Annotated in this window: 19 protein-coding genes, 1 tRNA gene and 1 pseudogene; 8 read left to right on the plus strand and 13 right to left on the minus strand. The window is 68.6% G+C overall.

Annotation, left to right across the window (positions count from 1 at the left end):
- Positions 1-163: 163 nt before the first annotated feature.
- The 6 genes from ACEN2M_RS16475 to ACEN2M_RS16500 all read right to left on the minus strand — a co-directional run bounded on the left by ACEN2M_RS16475 (position 164) and on the right by ACEN2M_RS16500 (position 5,305).
- Positions 164-1,147 carry a Gfo/Idh/MocA family protein gene (locus ACEN2M_RS16475; protein WP_441649229.1) on the minus strand — a complete coding sequence of 328 codons (984 nt, stop codon included), beginning with the start codon at positions 1,145-1,147 and terminating at the stop codon, positions 164-166.
- A gap of 76 nt (positions 1,148-1,223) precedes the next feature.
- A tRNA-Arg gene (locus ACEN2M_RS16480) sits at positions 1,224-1,298 on the minus strand.
- 83 nt (positions 1,299-1,381) lie between these two features.
- A complete protein-coding gene (locus ACEN2M_RS16485) occupies positions 1,382-2,485 on the minus strand; it encodes a CHAP domain-containing protein (protein WP_441649230.1) in 1,104 nt (367 codons plus the stop codon).
- Positions 2,486-2,632: 147 nt separating this feature from the next.
- Positions 2,633-3,133 (minus strand): HNH endonuclease, encoded by a 501-nt coding sequence (locus ACEN2M_RS16490; RefSeq protein WP_441649231.1) that lies wholly within the window; start codon positions 3,131-3,133, stop codon positions 2,633-2,635.
- Positions 3,134-3,500: 367 nt separating this feature from the next.
- Positions 3,501-4,259: a C40 family peptidase gene (locus ACEN2M_RS16495; RefSeq protein ID WP_441649232.1), complete on the minus strand. Its 759-nt coding sequence runs from the start codon at positions 4,257-4,259 to the stop codon at positions 3,501-3,503.
- Between the two features lie 338 nt (positions 4,260-4,597).
- A complete protein-coding gene (locus ACEN2M_RS16500; RefSeq protein WP_441649233.1) occupies positions 4,598-5,305 on the minus strand; it encodes a metal-dependent transcriptional regulator in 708 nt (235 codons plus the stop codon).
- A gap of 74 nt (positions 5,306-5,379) precedes the next feature.
- On the opposite strand from ACEN2M_RS16500, the gene serC reads away from it, so the two are divergent.
- Both serC and ACEN2M_RS16510 read left to right on the plus strand, forming a co-directional pair.
- Entirely contained in the window at positions 5,380-6,495 is a 1,116-nt protein-coding gene (gene serC, locus ACEN2M_RS16505) for a phosphoserine transaminase (RefSeq protein WP_441649234.1), read from the plus strand.
- A gap of 5 nt (positions 6,496-6,500) precedes the next feature.
- A pseudogene (locus ACEN2M_RS16510) lies at positions 6,501-6,671 on the plus strand (DUF2530 domain-containing protein); the annotation flags it as partial.
- Here ACEN2M_RS16510 and ACEN2M_RS16515 read toward each other — a convergent pair.
- Together ACEN2M_RS16515 and ACEN2M_RS16520 are read right to left on the minus strand one after the other, a co-directional pair.
- On the minus strand, positions 6,597-7,412 hold the full coding sequence (locus ACEN2M_RS16515) for a DUF3027 domain-containing protein (protein ID WP_441649235.1): 816 nt from the start codon (positions 7,410-7,412) through the stop codon (positions 6,597-6,599). The pseudogene ACEN2M_RS16510 and the gene ACEN2M_RS16515 sit on opposite strands and share 75 nt — an antisense overlap.
- On the minus strand, positions 7,405-7,785 hold the full coding sequence (locus ACEN2M_RS16520; protein ID WP_441649236.1) for a cold-shock protein: 381 nt from the start codon (positions 7,783-7,785) through the stop codon (positions 7,405-7,407). Before ACEN2M_RS16520 ends, ACEN2M_RS16515 begins: the two co-directional genes overlap by 8 nt.
- Before the next feature lie 94 nt (positions 7,786-7,879).
- Between ACEN2M_RS16520 and ACEN2M_RS16525 the strand changes: the two genes are divergently transcribed.
- The 3 genes from ACEN2M_RS16525 to ACEN2M_RS16535 all read left to right on the plus strand — a co-directional run bounded on the left by ACEN2M_RS16525 (position 7,880) and on the right by ACEN2M_RS16535 (position 11,746).
- Positions 7,880-8,155 carry a multidrug ABC transporter ATPase gene (locus ACEN2M_RS16525; protein ID WP_441649237.1) on the plus strand — a complete coding sequence of 92 codons (276 nt, stop codon included), beginning with the start codon at positions 7,880-7,882 and terminating at the stop codon, positions 8,153-8,155.
- 5 nt (positions 8,156-8,160) lie between these two features.
- Positions 8,161-10,008 (plus strand): helicase-associated domain-containing protein, encoded by a 1,848-nt coding sequence (locus ACEN2M_RS16530; RefSeq protein WP_441649238.1) that lies wholly within the window; start codon positions 8,161-8,163, stop codon positions 10,006-10,008.
- A gap of 76 nt (positions 10,009-10,084) precedes the next feature.
- Entirely contained in the window at positions 10,085-11,746 is a 1,662-nt protein-coding gene (locus ACEN2M_RS16535) for a DNA repair helicase XPB (RefSeq protein WP_441649239.1), read from the plus strand.
- On the opposite strand, the gene ACEN2M_RS16540 is transcribed toward ACEN2M_RS16535, so the two are convergent.
- Genes ACEN2M_RS16540 through ACEN2M_RS16550 form a run of 3 tightly spaced genes read right to left on the minus strand, consistent with a single transcriptional unit; the run spans position 11,739 to position 14,699 of the window.
- Entirely contained in the window at positions 11,739-12,452 is a 714-nt protein-coding gene (locus tag ACEN2M_RS16540) for a pyrimidine reductase family protein (RefSeq protein WP_441649240.1), read from the minus strand. The two genes, ACEN2M_RS16535 and ACEN2M_RS16540, sit on opposite strands and share 8 nt — an antisense overlap.
- Positions 12,452-13,360: a dihydropteroate synthase gene (gene folP, locus ACEN2M_RS16545; RefSeq protein ID WP_441649241.1), complete on the minus strand. Its 909-nt coding sequence runs from the start codon at positions 13,358-13,360 to the stop codon at positions 12,452-12,454. Before folP ends, ACEN2M_RS16540 begins: the two co-directional genes overlap by 1 nt.
- Positions 13,361-13,409: 49 nt before the next feature.
- The gene (locus tag ACEN2M_RS16550; RefSeq protein ID WP_441649242.1) at positions 13,410-14,699 is read right to left on the minus strand and encodes an NAD(P)/FAD-dependent oxidoreductase; all 1,290 of its coding nucleotides are present in this window, start codon (positions 14,697-14,699) and stop codon (positions 13,410-13,412) included.
- 169 nt (positions 14,700-14,868) lie between these two features.
- Between ACEN2M_RS16550 and ACEN2M_RS16555 the strand changes: the two genes are divergently transcribed.
- From ACEN2M_RS16555 to ACEN2M_RS16565, 3 genes are all read left to right on the plus strand, one after another.
- Entirely contained in the window at positions 14,869-15,561 is a 693-nt protein-coding gene (locus ACEN2M_RS16555; protein WP_110128143.1) for a response regulator transcription factor, read from the plus strand.
- 30 nt (positions 15,562-15,591) lie between these two features.
- Positions 15,592-17,379: a sensor histidine kinase gene (locus tag ACEN2M_RS16560; protein WP_441649243.1), complete on the plus strand. Its 1,788-nt coding sequence runs from the start codon at positions 15,592-15,594 to the stop codon at positions 17,377-17,379.
- A 150-nt stretch (positions 17,380-17,529) separates the two neighbouring features.
- Positions 17,530-17,820: a WXG100 family type VII secretion target gene (locus ACEN2M_RS16565; protein ID WP_441649244.1), complete on the plus strand. Its 291-nt coding sequence runs from the start codon at positions 17,530-17,532 to the stop codon at positions 17,818-17,820.
- Between the two features lie 44 nt (positions 17,821-17,864).
- On the opposite strand, the gene ACEN2M_RS16570 is transcribed toward ACEN2M_RS16565, so the two are convergent.
- Positions 17,865-18,215, minus strand: a complete 351-nt coding sequence (locus ACEN2M_RS16570; RefSeq protein WP_441649245.1) for a hypothetical protein — start codon at positions 18,213-18,215, stop codon at positions 17,865-17,867.
- 122 nt (positions 18,216-18,337) lie between these two features.
- Positions 18,338-19,966: a chaperonin GroEL gene (groL, locus tag ACEN2M_RS16575; RefSeq protein WP_441649246.1), complete on the minus strand. Its 1,629-nt coding sequence runs from the start codon at positions 19,964-19,966 to the stop codon at positions 18,338-18,340.
- Between the last annotated feature and the right edge of the window lie 107 nt (positions 19,967-20,073).

Consider the following 20,073-nt stretch of genomic DNA (forward strand, 5'->3'; position numbering starts at 1 on the left):
GGCCAGCGGGGCCGCGCCGCTCTGCGGGGACCGGCCCGCCCCATGCGGGCGCCGCTCTGCGGGTGGCGCGCCACCCGCCTACCGGCGCCTGACCCGCAGAGCTCCGCGCTGACCGTCTTCCGATGACCTTAGGCCCTCCGCAGGGTCAGGGTCAGCGGCAGCGTCAGCGATCCAGTCCGGCGCGCCAGTCGTCCAGCAGACCCGCGATGCTCCGGCTGTACGACCACGGCATTTCGGGCGCTTCGGTGCGGCGTTCCAGCAGCGCCAGGGACACCGCGTCGGCCTCCGCCGCGAACGGGTCGATGGTGGGCACCTCCACCACCCGGTCACGGCCGCCGGCCTGCACGATGAAGGATGCGGCTGAGTCGCGACGGCCGCCGAACGCATCCGGGAGCAGGATGCTGCCGTTGCTTCCCGTGACCAGCGCGGACCGCGGCAGGGTCTCGATGATGGAGCACTCCACCTGGGCCGTGAACTCCGCCGCGGTGATCGTCGCCACCGCGTGTTCGTCGACTCCGGTCTCACCCACGCGGCCGGAGACCGACGTGACGGTGAGGTCGGCCGGGTCGATGCCGGCCGCTGCGGCCAGGGCGACCGCCAACGAAACCGGATAACCGCCGACGTCGAGGATCGCCCCGCCACCGATCTCGGGATCGAACAGCCGCCCGGTGCGCTCCCCCGCCGCGAACCCGAACGACGCCGCCAGGTGCAACGGTCCGTGCACGTCGCGGGCACCGACAGTGGCGTCGAGGGCCCGTGCGAACGGGCCGAAGCGATGTTTGAAGGCCTCCACGAACGGGAGTCCGCACGCCTCGGCGGTGAGCAGCACGCGCTCCAGCTCGGCGGCTGTGGTCGACACGGGCTTCTCGCACAGCACGGCCTTGCCTGCGGTCAGCGCGGCCACGGCCAGATCCGCGTGGGTCGTGTTCACCGTGGAGATGTACACGGCGTCGATGTCGTCCCTGGCGAGGATCTCGTCGTAGGTTCCGGTGACGGGGGCGCCATGCATAGCGGCGAACGCGGCCGCCCGGTCGGGATTGCTGCTCGCGATCCCGTGCAGTGTGCCGTGTGTCGAGCGGGGCAGCGCCCGCGCGAACCAGCCGCCGATGTCGCCCGGTCCCAGAATTGCCCACCGTGTTGTTGTCATCTGTCGAAGGTACCAACCTTCATCGACCCGGCCGCGCCGGCACGGATGCCGATCCGGCTGCACCGATCGCACCTTATGGTGCCCCTGGAGGGACTCGAACCCCCAACCCTTTCCTTAGGACGGAACTGCTCTTCCATTGAGCTACAGAGGCTGACCGGGAAAGTTTAGCCGCAAACGGGGGCACGCTGGTGCCGCCGGCGCGGGCGATCGAGTCGCCGGAGCGCGATATACGACCTAGGCCGGTGGGTAGAGGTAGACCGGCACCTCGCTGATCGGGACCGTGCGCGTGTGATACGCGTGCGAGCCCATCCAGTTGTACTCCTCGAGCACTACTGTGCCGTCGCCCGGCACCGACTGCACGTAGGCGACGTGGTTGTAGGTGAACCAGGCCACGGCACCAACGACGGGTGACTTGCTGCTGGCCCAGCCCTTGTTCGACCAGGCGTTGGCCCAGGCGGAGGCGTTGCCGCCGCCGGGCGTCATGGTCGACCAGACCCACTTGAACGGGCTGGTGGTTCCGGCATCGCGGTTGAGCCGCCAGGCCACGAAGTCCACACATTCGCGGTAGTAGTAGCCGAGTGGCGAGAGGCCGCCGCCCTGGGATTCGGTGCCGGCGTCGCGCCACGGGTAGTCGTCACCCTCGGCACGGATGCCGACCACGGCGTAGTCCGCCGATGAGGCGCGCGCGTCCTCGGCTGCCGCCTTCTGGGCGAGGTCCGCCTCGATGCCGGCCTCGATCTCATCGAGTTCGGCTTGGCTTGTGGCGGTGAAGCCGTCTGCCGAGATGCTCACGGCCGCGGCGGCGGCCCCGACTGAAATAGCCTGGGTTTCGCCGGTGGACCTGGGGCTGGCGCCGGCCGAGCCGCCCTGCGGAGCGAACGCGTAGGAGGGCAGCGCGGCGGTGAGGAAGATCGCCGGAATCGCCAGCAGGGTCACCAGCTTCGCGATCGGCTTGCGGCGTTTGGCGACGCGCGCGGCCGGCCGCCGGGTGGCGTCCGACGGCGCCGTCGACGGCGCCTTGGTGCGTGAGAAGGAGGGGAGCCGGGCGGAGCGCAGGGTGCCAGCGCGCGCACGCGCGGCGGGCGCGACGACGACGGGCTCGGCGGGCGTGCTGCTCGCGCTCTCGACGATCACGGCAAGGTCAGGCGACACCGAGAGCACCGGCACGGGCGGCACGGGCACGGCGAGCAGAACAACCTCGGCTGCGGGGGCGGAAGAATCAGTCTCGGCGGCGGGTACCACTGCGGCCTCAGCGGCTTCGCGCAGGGCCCGGGCTTCACGGCGCGTGAGTTGCGGGCCGTCGCCCTCGGGCGAGCCGGCGGTGCCGGAATGAGTCACAGATAATCCTCTTTACAGCCACAACCGGAGGGGGACTTCACAACCCTAATCGATGCCCGTGCCCACTGTCACCTTGAGCGTTACTATTTCGTGACAATCGCACTATAAAGGGGTGCACATCGCCAACGCCTTGTCGGTCCCGACCGGTCAGGCGGCGGCTGGGGCGAGAAACTCGTCCCACTGCGGCAACGGCCGCTCGACCCCGCTGACCACCCACGTGGTGCCGTGCGGCATCCGGGGGTCGAAATTCATGGCCCAGCCCATCTCGGCGGGAGTGCGGTCGCTCTTGAGATTGTTGCAGCGCAGGCAACAGGCCACCAGGTTGTCCCAGGTGTCGCGCCCGCCGCGTGACCGCGGCTGCACGTGGTCGATGGTGCTCGCGCTCTTCCCGCAGTAGCAGCAGCGGTGCTCGTCGCGCCGCAGCACACCGCGCCGGCTCACCGGAACGACCCTGGAGCGGGGCAGGCGCACGTACCGGGTGAGCAGGATGACGCTGGGGCGCTCCCACGAACCCGTCGCCGCCCAGACCGGGTGACCCTGGTCCGCTTGGATGATTGTTGCCTTCTGGTTCATGACGAGCACGAGTGCCCGCTTGAACGAAACGACCGCGAGGGGTTCATATCCCGCGTTGAGGACCAATGTGCGCATGCGCTCCCTTTCGAAAAAGGCTGGACGGCTTCCAGCCATTCGAACTGCTGCCTGGTGTCGACGGGGAGAAGTTGCAGGCAAACAAAAAGGGCGTCGTCATCATGACAACGCCCCATGGGCTTCAGCGTGCGCACCGCACACGAAGCTCGGACAGATTTGACTGCTGTGCCGCAACGCGAAGTGTCCGCGCACATCCATGGTGTGGATCGTGCGTAGCTTGCGCATTGGCTCTCCTAAAATCCCGCAGAACATCAGGGCATCAGGTTAACCCACAAATGGTGCCCCACGTAAATCGTGGTGCACCATTTGTGGTATGCGTTACCCAGTGTTTACCGGGGCGGGTGCAGACAGCGCTCGCTCGGGAGGCTCAGATGCCCAGACGCACTATGTAGTAGTCGCTGGTCCAGATCGGCTGCACCCGCACCGACGCACCCTCGTACGGCGCGTGCAGGATATTGCCGTTCCCGGCGTAGAACCCGTCGTGACCGTCCATGATCACCAGGTCGCCCGGCTGCGCGTCGGCCAGAGCGATGCGGGTTCCCGCCGCGCCCTGCCCGGTAGAGGAGTGCGGCAGCGCGATTCCGAACTGGGCGTACACGTACATCACGAACCCCGAGCAGTCGAAGCCGGCCGGCGTGGCCCCGCCGTAGACATATGGCACGCCCTGATACTGCAGGGCGACGTTGTAGACCGAGGCGAGATCAAAACCGGGATAGGCCGGGCTGGCCAGGTACTCGGCCGCCGACGGACCCGAATACGAGGCCGCGTAGGTGGTCATCGACGCCGCGGCGGCCACCCGCGCGGCCTCCGCGGCCGCTGCGGCTTCCGCCGCCTGGGCGGCGTCGAGCTCGGCCTGCGGGGTGGCGGCGAACGCATCCTGTGCGACGCTGACCGTGGCGGCAGAGTCGTCGACGGCGACCTTCTGCGCGCCTGCCTTGGTGAGCTCGGTCGCGGCCGTGGCCGCGAAGGTGCCTTCGGAGTCGTCGGGGGCGAACGCGTAGGCGGGCAGGGCCATGGTGGCGACCAGGCCGGTGGCCAGGGTCATCATCACGGCGTGGCCGGTGGCGCTCTTGCGCCTGGATCGTTTGACCGGTGCTCCCGGTCGCATCACGGTGCGGGGGCTCACCTCGGATTGCGCGGCATGCATCGGCGCGGTGGGAGCGGATCGGATGGCAAGAGCCGTGGAACGACGACCGCGTCGGGACAGTCTTCTACCAAAGATGGCCAAATTGAACCTCCGGCGCCTCGACAACACTAGGGAGTTGCCCCGTCCGATGCGAGTGAACGCCTGGGTTTTCCGCAACAAGAGACGGGAGAGGGTAGAGACGTCTTGCGCGGGCCCGGTGATCGACCTGATCGATGGGCAGGTCCGAGGCTACGTGACCACTACTCGTTTGTCACCCAAAACGGGCGAATTCTAACGAATTGGTAACGAGTCTGTGAATTTCTGCAGAGAATCCAGGGTTAGGCCACGGCCACGGGCGTCGTCACGAAGATGTGACCGGCGACTTCGTTGGGCAGTTCCAGGCCCTCCCCGAAGCCGTCCACCTGAACGAGCACGTAGGATCCCACAGCGGAGAACACGCCGGTGTTGCCCGGCAGCACGCCGGACTGCTTGAGCTGCGCCAGGAGCACCGGGTCGAACTGCACGGGCTCGCCCATGCGCCGGATGACCGCGCTGACGGGTTCGGCGGACGCCGACACGACGTCGAGCAGATTGGTGACGCCGGCCATGAACGCCACGGCCGGGGAGTCGCCCAGCTCGTCGAGGCCGGGGATCGGGTTGCCGTACGGGGATTCCGTGGGGTGACCGAGGATTTCGAGGATCTTGCGCTCGACCTGCTCGCTCATCACGTGCTCCCAACGGCAGGCTTCGTCGTGCACGAACTCCCACTCGAGCCCGATGACGTCGCTGAGCAGGCGTTCCGCGAGGCGGTGCTTTCGCATGACGTGCACGGCCTTGCTGCGGCCGGTGCGGGTGAGCTCGAGGTGCCGGTCGCCGGAGACCACGACGAGTCCGTCGCGTTCCATGCGGGCCACGGTCTGGGACACTGTCGGTCCGGAGTGGCCGAGGCGCTCGGAGATCCGGGCACGGAGGGGAACGATGTTCTCCTCCTCCAGGTCGAGGATCGTGCGGAGATACATTTCGGTCGTGTCGATAAGGTCAGTCATCCGCAGCCTCCCGCTCGGCCATATGTGCAACGCCACAACACTACCCGTGCAAACCGGCCAACTAGAATCCTGTTATGCCGGACCTACAGATCCCCACAGAATTGCTGCCCGCCGACGGACGATTCGGCTGCGGCCCGTCCAAGATCCGTCAGGAGCAGCTGGACTACCTCTCCGGTGCCGGCGCGAGCATTCTGGGCACCTCCCACCGGCAGGCGCCGGTGAAGAACCTGGTCGGACGCGTTCGCGCCGGCCTCAGCGACCTGTTCCGCGCCCCGGCGGGCTACGAACTGATCATGGGCAACGGCGGCTCGACAGCGTTCTGGGACGCCGCCGCGTTCTCGCTCATCGAGACCCGCGCGCAGAACCTCGTCTTCGGTGAGTTCGGCGGCAAGTTCGCCGCCGCGGCCGCCGCGCCGTTCCTCACCGCTCCCGACGTCATCAAGTCGGCACCGGGCTCGCGGGCCACCGCCGTGCCCACCGAGGGAATCGACGTCTACGCCTGGCCGCAGAACGAGACGTCCACCGGTGTCATGGCCCCGGTCACCCGGGTGCAGGGCGACACCGGTGCGCTCACCGTCATCGACGCCACCAGCGCCGCCGCCGGCATCGACTTCGAGGCCGACCAGGCGGATGTCTACTACTTCGCTCCACAGAAGAACCTCGCCTCGGACGGCGGCATCTGGCTGGCCCTGTTCTCCCCCGCCGCAATCGAGCGCGTGGAGCGGATCGCCGCGAGCGGCCGGTACATCCCGGAGTTCCTCAGCCTCAAGAACGCCATCGACAACTCGCGTCTCAACCAGACCCTGAACACGCCGGCCGTGTCGACCCTGCTGATGATGGAAAACCAGCTCGACTGGATCAACGGCAACGGCGGGCTCGCCTGGGCCTCCGCGCGCACGGCTGAGTCGTCGTCGGTGCTCTACGACTGGGCCGCGACCGTCGACTACGCCACGCCGTTCGTGACCGACCCGAGCCACCGCTCGCAGGTCGTCGCCACGATCGACTTCAGCGACACCATCGACGCCGCAGCGATCGCCAAGATCCTGCGCGCCAACGGCATCGTCGACACGGAGCCGTACCGCAAGCTGGGACGCAATCAGCTGCGTGTCGCCACCTTCACGGCCATCGATCCGGCGGATGTGCGGAAGCTCGTCTCGTCGATCGAGTACGTTGTGGCCAACCTGGGTTAGGCAGCATGCGGTTCTGGCTCAAAGACAGCGAACGACGGCCAGACCCGCTGCCCGCCCGCGCGAATGCGCGGAAAGCGGTGGCAGCGGGTTCGGCCGGCTGGCTAGTCCTGCTGGTGCTGGCGTTCGTCTTCCGAGCTGAACTGCACGACGCCGGCTTGGGCTGGTGGCTGTGGTGCGCCGCCATCGGCCTGGGCCTCGGCCTCTGCGGCCTCGGTTTCGTCCTGCTTCGACGCCGCTAGCGCTTCGTCCACGTCGATCCCGTCGAGGACGTCGACGCCGTCGTCGGCAGCGTCATCGGATTCGGCGCTCTCGTCGTCCTCATCGTCGTCGTCGTCGCTGTCGTCTTCGTCGTCGTCGCTATCGTCGTCGTCGTCGTCGTCGCTATCGTCGTCGTCGTCGGAACCGACGAGTCCGGCGGCCGCGAGTTCCTCGGCCACCTTGGAGTCGGCAAGCCGGTCGCTCCATGGCACCCACTCCGGGGCGAGCAGGGCATCGTCGCCCGGCATGAGCTCGGTTTCCAGCACCTGCGGCTCGGAATCAGTGTCGACGCGTGACACACTGACCGTCCAGTGCCAGCCCGGGTATCCGGACATGAGGCACTCGAAGAGCAGCGACAGCACGTGCTCGCCCTCAACGATGTAACCGAGCTGTTCGCCGATCGTGTCGGCCGGGGTGATCAGTTCGAGCGCGGCCCTGGCCTGGTCGGTCGCGCCGATCAGCACCTCGTCCGCCTCGAAAACCTCGTCGTCGTCGACTTCGGCAACCTCGGCGGCGTCGTTGTCGGTGGCGGCGTCTGCTTCCGCGGACTCGCTCGACGGAGCGTCGACGGGAGTCGCGTCGTCTGCTGCGGCCGCGGCAGCGGGCCCGGGGTCCGCCGCCGGCGCCTGCGGCGGGGTCGGATCGAACGGATTAAGCATCCAGTTCCTCGGCAACCTTTCGCAGCACGGCCGCGATCTTCTTGCTGTGCGCGGAGTCGGGGTACCGACCGCGGCGCAGGCTCGCTCCGATGCCGTCGAGCAGTTTCACGAGATCCTCGACGATGATGGCCATGTCGTCGGCCGGCTTGCGGCTGAGCTTGGCCAGGCTCGGCGGTGCTTCGATCACGCGCACGGACAGCGCCTGGGCGCCCCGCTTGCCGTCGGCGATACCGAACTCGAGTTTCATCCCGGCCTTCACCGTCACTCCGGCGGGCACTGCAGACGCGTGCAGGAAGACCTCCTGGCCGTCATCGGAACTGATGAAGCCAAAACCCTTCTCCTCGTCGTAGAACTTGACTTTGCCGGTGGGCATCTGAACCTCGCTGTGATTTTGAGGCGCGCAGGAATGCGCGGCGCTTCGCCCAGCTTATTCCGTTGCAGCTGACTATGCCCCGTATCCTTGGTCTGTGACCACTCAAACTCCACACGACCCGAGCCGGATCGAGAAGATCCTGGCGTATATGGTTGCGGGCGTGGTCGGCCTGTCGATCCTCGCCTTCCTCGCCGTGATCCTCGGCACCGCCGCCGGCGCCGGCGACAACGATGGGTTCAGTCAGGGTGTCTGGCCGGCCGTGCTCACCCTGCCCCTGTTCGGTCTCCCCATCGGCTTCCTGCTGATCATCGCCCTGATGATCGTCAGCGGAATCCGCCGCGCTCGCGAGGCTCGACAGAAACTGGAGTAACCCGCATGCTGACGCTCGCCTCACGCCTCCGCGCACTGAACGACGCAGCATTGCGCCGAACGATCGCTCTCCGGTCGATCCCCCCGCACGGCATCCACGATTTCTTCGACCTCGCCGAAGCGCTCCTCGACCCCGCCGCCATCCAGTCCACGCTCACACACCTGGACCGCAGCACCCTCGCCGTGCTCGCGGTTGCCGCCGACCTGGGCGCTCCAACGCTGGGCGAACTGGTCGAACGGCTGGCGGACCTCGGGCATGACACCGTGGACGCCGCGGACATCTCCGCCCGCGTCGACCGTCTCGACGAGCTGATGCTGCTGGTGCGCACCGACGACACCGTGTCGCCGTTTCCCGCGGTCGCCGCCCGGCTGCGGGCCTGGCCAGAGGAGGGCCTGCCCGGCGTCGCCGACCTGGCCGGCGTTTCGGCCCCCAGCCCGCTCGCCCCGCTCTCGGCCACCGACGGGCGTTTCACCGAGCGGTTGGCCGCAGAGCGGGCCTTCGCCGCGGTCTCCGCGATCGCCGAGCTACTCACCGAGTTGAGCCTGGAGCCGGCCCGCGAACTCAGCCGCGGCGGTCTCGGCCTGCCCGACACAAAACGCCTGTCGATGGCCATGGGGGTCGACCTCGAAGCCGTCGCCCCGCTGGTGGGCATCGCCGCCCGCGCCGACCTGGTCGCCCTCGGCGCCGGCTACTGGTCCGAGTCCCAGGCCGGGAGCGCGTGGCTCGTGGAGGGGGCCCCGGCACGCTGGGGTGTCCTCGCCTCGTCCTGGCTCGCCGCCCTGCCCGCCGATGTCCGGGAGATCCTCGCGCAGCGACCCGGCGTGGCCTGGGGAGATGCCCTGCATCGTTTCGTGGCCTGGTTGCACCCGGCCGGCGGCAGCTGGATGGACGAACGCATCGCCGACTTCGCCCGCGACGCCGAACTCATCGGGATCACCGCGCGCCAGTCGACCAGCGCCGCCGGCGCATCCGTGCTCCTCGGCGACATCGATGCCGCCGTCGCCACCATTGCGGGCTCGCTGCCCGCGGAGGTGGGCGCCGTCTATCTGCAGCACGACCTGTCGATCGTTGCTCCCGGGCCCCTGTCGGCGTCGATCGACGCCAGGCTACGGACCTTCGCGGATGTCGAGAGCCGCGAGCTGGCCTCCAGCTACCGGCTCAGTGGCGCGTCGGTCAATCGCGCACTAGCGATCGGTGACGACGCGGAGTCCATCCTGAGCTTTCTGGCCACGATTTCGCTGACCGGTGTTCCGCAACCGGTGGAGTATCTCATCCGCGACGCCGCCGACAGGTACGGCCGGGTGCGGGTAGGCAGCGTCGACCCGCTCAACCCGGCCGGGCCCAGCTATGTCAGGTCAGACGACAGCGCGGTTCTCGGCGCCATCGCCGTCGACCAGACGTTCACGGCGCTGGCGCTCATCTCGCTCTCCCCCACCAAGCTGACCAGCGCCCAACCCGCGGACACCGTGTTCTGGGCCCTCACCGACGCCCGCTACCCCGTCGCCGCCGAGAACGCGGCCGGGGAGGTCGTGCATCCGCGGCGGCATCGCGTGATGCACCCGATCCGCCCCGAGGCGCCGGATCCCACCATCGCCCTCGTTGAGAAGCTGCGCGCCACCGACGGCGGCGAGGCGAAGGCCGCACATGCCTGGCTGGCCCGCCAACTGGATTCAGCCATCAAGCACCGGCAGACCGTGCTGGTGAGCGTGAAGATGCCCGACGGCGAGGTGGTGGACTACCTCCTCGAACCGGCCAGCGTCGGCGGCGGACGGTTCCGCGCCAGAGACCGGCACGCCGACATCGAACGCACCCTGCCGCTGTCCAGCGTCGTCAGCATCGTTCCCGCCCCCTGACCCGCACCGGCGGGCCCGGCCGCACCCCCGGACGCGGGTAGGCCGGGCCCAGCCCGCAGGCGTAGCATTGACGGTTATGTCCGATGGCCCGCTGATCGTCCAAAGTGACCGCACGGTACTGCTCGAAGTCGCGCACCCTCTGGCCGAGGATGCCCGGCACGACCTGGCCGTGTTCGCCGAGCTGGAGCGCGCGCCGGAACACATCCACACCTACCGGATCACCCGGCTCGGGCTGTGGAACGCGAGAGCCGCCGGCCACGACGCCGCCAACATGCTGGCCACGCTGGAGAAGTACTCCAAGTTCGCCATCCCGCAAACCGTCTCCGTCGACCTCGAGGAGACCGTGGGCAGGTACGGCCGCCTGGTGATCGACCGCGACGACGAGGGCCAGCTGGTGCTGCGCAGCGCCGACGCCCCTGTGCTCACCGAGGTGGCCGGGGCCCGGCGCATCGCCCCGCTGCTGATCAGCCAGCCCACCCCCGACTCCTTCCTGGTGGCGCCGTGGGCCCGTGGCCAGCTCAAACAGGAACTCGTCAAGCTCGGCTGGCCCGCCGAAGACCTCGCCGGCTACACCCCGGGCACCCCGCACGAGATCGCGCTGCTCGAGAACGGCTGGGCGTTGCGCGACTACCAGAACAAGGCCGTCGCGAACTTCTTCGACGCCGGTTCCGGCGTCGTCGTGCTGCCCTGCGGCGCCGGCAAGACCCTGGTGGGCGCCGGTGCGATGGCCACCGCCAAGACCAACACCCTGATCCTGGTCACCAACACCGTGTCGGCCCGGCAGTGGCGTGACGAGCTGCTGAAGCGCACCACCCTCACCGCGGAGGAGATCGGTGAGTACTCCGGCCAGGTCAAGGAGGTGAAGCCCGTCACCATCGCCACGTACCAGATCCTCACCGCCAAGCGGAAGGGCGAGTACGCCCACCTCGAACTGCTCGACGCCATGGACTGGGGCCTGGTGATCTACGACGAGGTGCACCTGCTGCCCGCCCCGGTGTTCAAGCTCACCGCCGAACTGCAGGCTCGCCGCCGGCTCGGCCTCACCGCCACCCTGGTGCGTGAGGACGGCCGCGAGGGTGACGTCTTCAGCCTGATCGGTCCCAAGCGCTTCGACGCGCCCTGGAAGGAGATCGAGGCCCAGGGCTTCATCTCCCCCGCCGCCTGTTTCGAGGTGCGCATCGACCTGCCCCACGCCGAACGGCTGCGCTACGCCGCCGCGCCAGACGACGAGCGCTACCGGATGGCCGCCACCGCGCCCGCCAAGCTCGACATCGTCAAGGAGTTGGTGGCGCTGCACCCCGGCGAACGCATCCTGGTGATCGGCCAGTACCTCGACCAGATCGACGAGCTCGCCGAGGCCCTGCAGGCGCCCAAACTCACCGGGGCCACCCCGGTCGATGAACGCGAGCGGCTGTACCAGGCGTTCCGGGAGGGCGCGGAGAACCTGCTCGTGGTGTCCAAGGTCGCCAACTTCTCGATCGACCTGCCCGAGGCCTCGGTCGCCATCCAGGTGTCGGGCTCGTACGGGTCCAGGCAGGAGGAGGCTCAGCGGCTGGGCCGGCTGCTGCGCCCCAAGGAGTCCGGCCTGACCGCCAGCTTCTACACTCTGGTCGCCCGTGACACCGTCGACCAGGACTTCGCCCAGAACCGCCAGAGATTCCTGGCCGAACAGGGCTATTCGTACACGATCCTCGACGCCCACTCGCTCGATGCGCTCGCCCCGCGAGCGGTCAGCTGACCCGGAGGTAGCGCAGGAGGAGGGTGTCCTGGGCGGGCAGGGCATGAGCCAGGCGCATCCGCCGCGGCGACGTCTCCGGCCCGCCGGCGATGCGGGGCGCCCGGCCGGATTCGAGCAGCGGGGCCAGGGTGAGGCAGAGCTCGTCCACAGCGTCGGCGGCCAGCAGCGAGCCGAACAGGCTCGGGCCGCCCTCGCAGAGCACCTGCGGGTAGCCGTGCTCGGTGAGGATACGCACCATCAGCGTGTGGTCGACGGCTGCCTCCCCGCAGTCCCACACATCGGCCACGGCGGCGAGCGCCGCGCGGCGGTCCGCGGGAGCCTGGGCGTGGGTGATGACAATCGGCCGGGTGGCCGCCCCGGTGAATACCGGGTGCGCCGGGTCCAGGTCGAGCCGGCCGGACACTATCGCCACCGGTGGGTGCTCCGGTAGCGCGTGGGCGACCCGCCAGGCCACGGCCTCGTTGGTGAACCGGATTCCGCCGTAACCCTCGGCGCGCACTGTGCCCGCGCCGACCAGGATCACGTCGGTGAGCATCCGCAGGGTGTCGAAGACCAGCCTGTCGGCGTCGTCGCCGAGCCCACCGCTCAGGCCGTCGTGGGTGGCGGCGCCGTCGAGGCTGCTGATGAAGTTCACCCGAAGGTGCGGGGTCGACCGGTCGCCGACCGTGTAGCGGGTCAGCACATCGCCGGGGTCGAGGGTGCCCATCAGGTGAGGTTGTGGCGAAGGTAGGCCGGTTCGCGCCAGCCGAGAATTGCCTCGGTCATCCGCACGGCGTCGACGGCCGCGGCGACATTGTGCACCCGCACGATGCGGGCGCCCTGCAGGATGCAGTACACGGCCGCGGCGAGGGTGCCCTCCACCCGGCTGTCGCGGTCCCGGTCGAGGGTCTCGCCGATGAAGTCCTTGTTCGAGACCGCTACCAGCGTGGGCAGGCCGAGCGCGGTGATCTCCCCCAACCGCCTGGTGAGTTCGAGGGAGTGCCGGGTGTTCTTGTTCAGGTCGTGGCCGGGGTCGATCACCAACCTGTCGGCCGGCATCCCGTGATCGAGAGCGCGCTGCACCCTGGCCTGCAGAAAACCGGCCACCTCGCCGACCACGTCGTCGTAGTGCGGTGCGGGGTACGGTGTGCGCGGACGGGCCAGGCTATGGGTGATCACCAGGGTGGCGTCGCTGTCCGCGACGATCTCGGCCATCCGCGGGTCGTGCACACCGGTGGTGTCATTGATCACGTGGGCGCCGGCGGCGATGCTTGCCCTGGCCACGTCGGGGTCGAAGGTGTCGACCGAGATCACCACACCGGCGCCCTGCAGCGCGGCCACGACAGGCACCACCCGGTCGATCTCCTCCGCGACCGGCACGGCCGGCCCGGGAGCGAACTTGGCCCCGCCGATGTCGACCCAGTCGGCGCCGTCAGCCACGGCCCGCCGCGCCGCCGCCACGGCGTTCTCCAACGCGAAGGTGGCGCCACGGTCGTAGAACGAGTCGGGGGTGCGGTTGATCACCGCCATCACCGCCACCTCCCGGGCAAAGTCGAAGTCGCGGCCGTTCAATCGGCGCACGGGCACGTCCAGCCGGGGCAGGATGATCCCGGGTGTGGCGGTCGGGCTGACCATCTGACTCCTCGTGCTGCTTGGCCGCAGTGCGACTGCGACGGGTGTGTGCTCAGGCCGTGCCGGGGAACGGATCGAGCAGGTCTTCCAAGGCTATGCTCTCATCCGCGAGACGGCGCGGGTCCACTCTGACGTTGGACCGGATGAGGCGCTGCACGATCTCGTTCACCTCCCAGACGTTCACGTTCATGCCGGCGACGACCCGCCCGTCGGTCAGCCAGAACGCCACGAACTCGCGGCCGGCCCGGTCACCGCGGAAGACCACCTCAGCGTCTCGGGCGAGCTCGCCGAACCCCGAGTACTCCATGCTCAGGTCGAACTGGTCGGTGTAGAAGTACGGAATGGCGTCGTACTCCGTGCTGTCGCCCAGCATCGCACGCCCGGCAGCGGCGCCGGCAGTGTCGGCGTTCGCCCAGTGCTCCACCCGCAGCCGGTGACCCAGACGCGGATGGAAGACGCTCGCGACGTCACCGACGGCGAAGACGTCGAAGTTGTCGGTCTGGAACGTGGCCGACACCTTGATGCCGTTGTCGACGGCGAGGCCGGCGCCGAGCGCCAGCTGGGTGTTCGGGGTGGCGCCCAGACCCACCACCACCAGATCGGCCCGCACCAGGGTGTGGTCGGCCAGCCGCACCCCGGACAACCGGGTGCCGCCGCCTCGGGTCTCCCCCTCCAGCTCCACGACGTCGGTGTTGTTGCCCACATGCACGCCGTGGTCGCGGTGCAGCCGCTCGAACACCCCGCCGAGCTCGGTGCCGAGCGCGGCCTGCAGCGGCACGGCACCGCGGCCGAGCACGATGACCTCGTTGCCGTAGCCCTTCGCGGCGGCGGCCACTTCCAGCCCGATCCAGCCGCTGCCGACTATCACCACCCGCCGACCGCCCTCCGCCAGCGCGGCGCGCAGCCGGTCGGAATCATCGACCGTACGCAGGTAGTGCACCCCGGGCAGGCTCGCCCCCGGCCCGGGGAACGGCCGCGGCGATGCGCCGGTGGCCAGCAACAGCCGGGAGTACCGCAGCACCCGGCCGTCGTCGAGGGTCACCTGGTGGGCGGCCGGATCCAGCACCGCGGCCCGGTGCCCGAGGATGCGCTCGATCCCGCGCTCGGCGTACCAGCCGACCGGATGCACGTCCACCGAATCGCGGTCAGCGCGCCCGGCGAGGTACTCCTTCGACAGCGGCGGGCGGATGTACGGGGCCGCACTCTCCTCCCCGACCAGCAACAGCCGGCCCTCGAAGCCGGCCACCCGGATGGCCTCGACCGCCCGGGCGCCGGCGAGGCCAGCGCCGACGATCAAAATCGGGTCGGCGCCCGGCCCGCCGGGCTGCCCTGCGTCGTCCATTCGCTGCTCCTGACCCGGGGTCGCAGGCTCCGCTGCGCGTCACTCGATCGTGCCGACAGCACTGACGGTAGAGGCATCCGGACCGCACCGGAAGGCCCGCCACCGGATCGGCCGAGCACGTACCGGCCACTCACAGCAAAGCACCAGCTAACGCGCAGATACTGGGTGCATGACTGACGGCCCCCGCATCCTAATCGTTGACGACGAACCCAACATCAGGGATCTCCTCACCACCAGCCTCCGCTTCGCCGGCTTCGCCGTGCGCGCGGTGGGCAACGGTGCCCAGGCGATCTCCGCCGTGCTGGAAGAAGAGCCCGACCTGATCATCCTCGACGTGATGTTGCCCGACATGAACGGATTCGGCGTCACCAAGCGCCTGCGTTCGGCCGGCTACACCGCCCCGATCCTCTTCCTCACGGCGAAGGACGACACCGAAGACAAGATCACCGGACTCACCGTCGGCGGCGACGACTACGTCACCAAGCCGTTCAGCCTCGACGAGATCGTGGCGCGGATCAAGGCCATCCTGCGCCGCACCATGCACGCCGACGAAGACGCGGTCATCCGCGCCGGCGAGCTGACCATGGACCAGGACACCCACGAGGTTCTCGTGGGCGACCAGCCCATCGAGCTCAGCCCCACCGAGTTCAAGCTGCTGCGCTACCTGATGCTCAACCCGAACCGGGTGCTCTCCAAGGCGCAGATCCTCGACCACGTGTGGGAGTACGACTTCAACGGCGACGCCGGCATCGTGGAGTCCTACATCTCGTACCTTCGCCGCAAGGTCGACATGCACTCCAGCGAGCCGCTGATCCAGACCAAGCGTGGTTTCGGCTACATGCTCAAGGCAGCCAAGGTCTAGACACCCAGCTTCACTTCCTAGACTGGAACCATGCATGTGGCCCTGATGGACCGTTGGAGCCGGATTTCGCTCCGCTCCAAGATCACCGGTGTGACCGTGTTGATGCTCACGCTCGGCCTGCTCGTTTCCGGTGTGGGCACCATGGTGATCCTGCGCAACTACGTCGTGCAGCAGGTGGATGCCAGCCTGCAGACCGAGGCGCAGACCACCCTGATGGACTACCGGAACTCGATGGAGAACGGTAGCGCCGCCGGGGTGGACTCCGACTACTTCGTGGCGGTCTACGACCAGAACGGTGTGCTCAAGGACCGCACCTGGCGGGATCGCCCGCGCGCGAACCTGCCCGCGGTGACCATGCCGCTGGACCTGCCCAGCGTGATCGGCATGAACGGAGCGGTGCAGAAGCTCTCCGATGCCCAGGGCGACACCGAGTTCCACGCCGTGGCCGTGCCGTTCGTGATCAATTCCACCGGCACCTACGGCACGCTGCTGATGGCGGTCTCCCTGCAGTCGGCCCAGAACACCGTCAACACCTACCTCAGCATCTTCCTCGGCTTCGGCGTCGGCGTGGTGCTCGTGGGCGCCATGCTCACCCGACTTCTGGTCACCACCACGTTCGCGCCGCTGCGCGAGGCGGAACGCACGGCCGCGGCCATCGCCGACGGCGACTTCAGTCAACGGCTGGGCGGAGCAACCCCCAATACCGAGGTCGGCCGGCTGAACCGGTCGCTGAACACCATGCTCAGCCGGATCGACCGGGCCTTCAAGGACCGGGCCCGCACGATCGACCAGATGCGCCGGTTCGTGGGCGACGCCAGCCACGAACTGCGCACACCACTGGTCTCGGTGCGCGGCTACGCGGAGCTCTACCGGATGGGCGCGCTGCAAACGCCCGAAGACGTGGCCCAGGCCATGCAGCGCATCGAGAAGGAAGCCATCCGCATGGGCGGACTGGTCGAAGACCTTCTCGAGCTGGCCCGGTTGGACGAGACCAAGCCACTCGCCCTCACCCGGGTGGACCTGTTGCCGCTCGCCCACGATGCCGCGCTGGATGCCATGGCCTCGTCCCCCGGCCGCACGGTCACGGTGCTGACGAGTCACCCCGTCGAACTGGCCGAGGAGGCCCCGCCGTCCTCCGTCGACCTGGGCCATTCCACCGGAGAGGTCGCACCCGCGCCGCCCGCACCACCGGTCGCTGCCCCCGACACACCCCCGGCCAAGTCCCCCTCGGCCAAGGGCGCTACCGCGGCCAAGAACGCCGCCGCGAAGGGCGAACCGTCCGGGTCCACCACCGGCACCATTTCCTTCGCCGGCGCCACGCTCGCGCGCCTCCGCACCCGACGGCCCAAGCGCACGGATGCGACCCTCCCGGCCGCCGAGGCTCCCCAGGCCGCCGAGGCACCGCCGGAGCTCGACGCGGTGATCATGGCCGAAGAGAACAAGGTGCGCCAGGTCATCACCAACCTGATGGGCAACGCCCTGAGGTTCAGCCCGGCGGACAGCCCGGTGGAACTCGAGGTCGGCGTCGACCGCCGCAACCAGCGCGCCTCCATCTCGATCATCGACCACGGCGAGGGCATCCCCCCGCAGATCCGCGACAAGATCTTCCAGCGCTTCTGGCGGGCCGACACGTCCCGGGCCCGGGAAACCGGCGGCAGCGGACTCGGCCTGGCGATTGTCGCCTCCATCGTGGCCAGCCACAACGGCTCCGTCGAGGTCATTGAGACCCCGGGCGGCGGAGCAACCTTCCGGGTCTGGTTCCCGCTGGCCGATTCTCCCGCGGCGCCCCAGGCGATCACCTCGCCCAACCTCGGCTGACGCACCGGAGCGTCCCGCTCCTCCACATCCCGGCAGCCGGGCGGTTCTCCCCCGCGCTGCCCCGCCGGGCCGCGCGCAGGGCGCGCTCACCGTAGCGTCGCTGGCGGGCGCCCGAACGGGCACCGCAGACAAGCGAACGGAGCACATCTGATGACCCAGTTCCAGGTCGACAGCGAAGCGCTGATCACCACCACCGGTTCCGCGCGTGCCACCATGGCGCGCATCCAGGCCGAGGTGGCGGCGCTGCTCGGGCAACTCACCGGGTTGGAGGGTTCCTGGACCGGCCAGGCATCCGCCCAGTTCCAGGCGGCGGTCTCGGCCTGGCGCACCACCCAGCTGCATGTGGAGCAGAGCGCGGACGCGCTCAACCAGGCACTCGGGCAGGCCGGCCAGCAGTACGCGGAGGTGGAGCAGGCCAACGCCAGGCTCTTCGCCCGGTAGGGCGTCCCGAGGACGCCGGCTCGGCCCCCGGGTGTCGGGCCGGCTCAGCCGGAGAGTCGGGCGACGGCGCTCGCGGCGGTCTGGATCAATCTTTCGCGCAGCAGGTCGGGATCCCCCTCCGACGACGAGGTGCTGTACTGCACCCAGTTGCCACCGATCACGGTGTCGAGCGCGCAGGTCGCGGTCGAGGCGGCGCACCCGAAGGAGGCCCGCTCGACGCCCGGTATCGGCTCCTCGTGACGATGGCCTCGATGAGCGGCGCGGCGGGCGAAGCATGCCTCTCCGGAGGAGTCGCCGTAGCGCGCATCCGCGCCGTTCGTGGTGCCGGATTTCAGCTCCGCGTAGCGCGCATATTGCTCGCCACCGGCACGAGCGCGCCCACGTGCATTCGACAATCCCCACATCCGCCTACCGCACGGTAACAGCCGACGCTTCGGGAATCGGGCCGGACACACGAATGTGGACGCCCCCCGAAGGGGACGCCCACATCAATTACTCAGTGCTGGTGAGGCGGGACTTAGAAGTCCATGCCACCCGAGGGGTCGCCGGCCGGGGCCGGGTTCTTCTCGGGCTTGTCGGCGACAACGGCCTCGGTGGTGAGGAACAGGCCGGCGATCGACGATGCGTTCAGCAGCGCGGAGCGGGTGACCTTCACCGGGTCATTGATGCCGGCAGCGATCATGTCGACGTACTCACCGGTTGCGGCGTTGAGGCCGAATCCGACGGGCAGGTTGCGCACCTTGTCGGCGACAACGCCCGGCTCCATGCCGGCGTTGAGCGCGATCTGCTTGAGCGGAGCGTCGATGGCAACGCGCACGATGTTCGCGCCGGTTGCCTCGTCGCCGACGAGGTCAAGGATTGCCTTGCTCTCGAATGCGGTCTTGCCGGCCTGGATGAGTGCAACGCCACCACCGGCGACGATGCCCTCTTCGACGGCTGCCTTCGCGTTACGAACGGCGTCCTCGATGCGGTGCTTGCGCTCCTTGAGCTCAACCTCCGTCGCGGCGCCGGCCTTGATGACGGCAACGCCACCGGCGAGCTTGGCGAGACGCTCCTGGAGCTTCTCACGGTCGTAGTCGGAGTCGGTGTTCTCGATCTCGTTGCGGATCTGCTGAACGCGACCGGCGATGGCCTCGGCGTCGCCGGCACCCTCGACAATGGTGGTCTCGTCCTTGGTGATGACGACCTTGCGGGCGTTACCGAGCAGGTCGAGGGTGACGTTCTCAAGCTTGAGTCCGACCTCCTCGGAGATGACCTGGCCACCGGTGAGGATGGCGATGTCCTGCAGCTGCGCCTTGCGACGGTCACCGAAGCCGGGAGCCTTGACGGCAACCGACTTGAAGATGCCACGGATCTTGTTCACGACGAGCGTGGCCAGGGCCTCACCGTCGACGTCCTCGGCAATGATGAGCAGCTGCTTGCCGCTCTGGATGACCTTGTCGACGATCGGCAGCAGGTCCTTGATGTTGGAGACCTTGGAGTTGACGATCAGGATGTAGGGGTCTTCGAAGACCGCTTCCTGACGGTCGGGGTCGGTGACGAAGTATGCCGACAGGAAGCCCTTGTCGAAACGCATGCCCTCGGTGAGCTCCAGCTCGGTGCCGAAGGTGTTCGACTCCTCGACGGTGACAACACCTTCCTTGCCGACCTTGTCGATGGCCTCGGCGATGATCGCGCCGATTTCGGCGTCGCCGGCCGAGATGGAGGCCGTGGCCGCGATCTCTTCCTTGGTCTCGATCTCCTTGGCGCTGGAGATGAGCTCCGCGATGACCGCGGCGGTGGCCTTCTCGATACCGCGCTTGAGGCTGATCGGGTCGGCGCCGGCTGCGACGTTGCGCAGGCCTTCGCGAACCAGGGCCTGAGCCAGAACGGTGGCGGTGGTGGTGCCGTCGCCCGCGACGTCGTCAGTCTTCTTGGCGACCTCCTTGACGAGCTCCGCACCGATCTTCTCGTACGGGTCGTCGAGCTCGATCTCCTTGGCGATGGACACGCCGTCGTTGGTGATCGTGGGGGCGCCCCACTTCTTCTCCAGCACGACGTTGCGTCCGCGCGGGCCGAGGGTCACCTTGACCGTGTCAGCGAGGATGTTGAGGCCGCGCTCAAGGCCGCGACGGGCCTCTTCATTGAAAGCAATGATCTTTGCCATATGTGTTTCTCGTCCCTCCCGGACGTTACCAAAACGATGATGGGTTAGCACTCCAAAGCACAGAGTGCTAGACCGATTCTGGCACTCTGGGGTCGAGAGTGCAAGTG

Origin of the sequence: Cryobacterium sp. W22_MBD10_FK3, from assembly GCF_052113745.1 — a bacterium.
In the GTDB taxonomy this organism is placed as follows: Bacteria; Actinomycetota; Actinomycetes; order Actinomycetales; family Microbacteriaceae; genus Cryobacterium.

What these genes read in the sequence shown, in the direction of transcription:
- ACEN2M_RS16475 (WP_441649229.1), bottom strand. Translation starts at nt 1,147, where the DNA reads ATGACAACAACACGGTGGGCAATTCTGGGACCGGGCGACATCGGCGGC.
- ACEN2M_RS16490 (WP_441649231.1), bottom strand. Translation starts at nt 3,133, where the DNA reads ATGCGCACATTGGTCCTCAACGCGGGATATGAACCCCTCGCGGTCGTT.
- ACEN2M_RS16500 (WP_441649233.1), bottom strand. Translation starts at nt 5,305, where the DNA reads ATGACTGACCTTATCGACACGACCGAAATGTATCTCCGCACGATCCTC.
- serC (WP_441649234.1), top strand. Translation starts at nt 5,380, where the DNA reads ATGCCGGACCTACAGATCCCCACAGAATTGCTGCCCGCCGACGGACGA.
- ACEN2M_RS16515 (WP_441649235.1), bottom strand. Translation starts at nt 7,412, where the DNA reads ATGCTTAATCCGTTCGATCCGACCCCGCCGCAGGCGCCGGCGGCGGAC.
- ACEN2M_RS16520 (WP_441649236.1), bottom strand. Translation starts at nt 7,785, where the DNA reads ATGCCCACCGGCAAAGTCAAGTTCTACGACGAGGAGAAGGGTTTTGGC.
- ACEN2M_RS16530 (WP_441649238.1), top strand. Translation starts at nt 8,161, where the DNA reads ATGCTGACGCTCGCCTCACGCCTCCGCGCACTGAACGACGCAGCATTG.
- ACEN2M_RS16535 (WP_441649239.1), top strand. Translation starts at nt 10,085, where the DNA reads ATGTCCGATGGCCCGCTGATCGTCCAAAGTGACCGCACGGTACTGCTC.
- ACEN2M_RS16540 (WP_441649240.1), bottom strand. Translation starts at nt 12,452, where the DNA reads ATGGGCACCCTCGACCCCGGCGATGTGCTGACCCGCTACACGGTCGGC.
- folP (WP_441649241.1), bottom strand. Translation starts at nt 13,360, where the DNA reads ATGGTCAGCCCGACCGCCACACCCGGGATCATCCTGCCCCGGCTGGAC.
- ACEN2M_RS16550 (WP_441649242.1), bottom strand. Translation starts at nt 14,699, where the DNA reads ATGGACGACGCAGGGCAGCCCGGCGGGCCGGGCGCCGACCCGATTTTG.
- ACEN2M_RS16555 (WP_110128143.1), top strand. Translation starts at nt 14,869, where the DNA reads ATGACTGACGGCCCCCGCATCCTAATCGTTGACGACGAACCCAACATC.
- ACEN2M_RS16560 (WP_441649243.1), top strand. Translation starts at nt 15,592, where the DNA reads ATGCATGTGGCCCTGATGGACCGTTGGAGCCGGATTTCGCTCCGCTCC.
- ACEN2M_RS16565 (WP_441649244.1), top strand. Translation starts at nt 17,530, where the DNA reads ATGACCCAGTTCCAGGTCGACAGCGAAGCGCTGATCACCACCACCGGT.
- groL (WP_441649246.1), bottom strand. Translation starts at nt 19,966, where the DNA reads ATGGCAAAGATCATTGCTTTCAATGAAGAGGCCCGTCGCGGCCTTGAG.